The sequence below is a fragment of the Paenibacillus sp. 2TAB26 genome (assembly GCF_052115145.1).
GTDB lineage: Bacteria > Bacillota > Bacilli > Paenibacillales > Paenibacillaceae > Pristimantibacillus.
The window spans coordinates 1-399 of record NZ_JBFRGC010000132.1 but is presented as its reverse complement, the minus strand read 5'-3'; the positions used below and the strand labels follow the sequence as shown (position 1 = coordinate 399).

Sequence of the window (399 nt, the reverse complement as noted above, 5' to 3'; positions counted from 1 at the left end):
TATCGCGCCGCCGTAGTGGTGGCGCCTGGCAAGCTGGCGCTGATCGATCGCCCGGTGACCGAGCCTGGACACGGACAGGTCCGTATCCGCGTGGAAGCGTGCGGCGTCTGCCACTCGGACAGCGCCACGGTGGGGCGCGCTCCCGCCGACCCGGAGCGGCCCATGGTGCCCGGCCACGAGGTCGTGGGCCGGATCGAGGCACTGGGCCATGGTGTCGATGGTTGGCGCATCGGCCAGCGCGTGGGCGTAGGCTTCCTGGCCGGCGAAGACCGTAGCTGCCCGTCATGCCGGCAGGGCGATATCGTCAACTGCGAGAGCCCGGTCATTACGGGCATGACGACGGATGGCGGCTACGCCGAACGGATGCTCGCCGAAGCGCGCGGGCTGGTACGTGTGCCG

General features: G+C 70.7%; 1 protein-coding gene. It reads left to right on the top strand.

Annotated elements, in window-relative coordinates:
• Positions 1–399, top strand: a 399-nt coding sequence (locus AB4Z50_RS36210; RefSeq protein ID WP_441887345.1) for an alcohol dehydrogenase catalytic domain-containing protein, incomplete at both ends; no start/stop codon positions are given.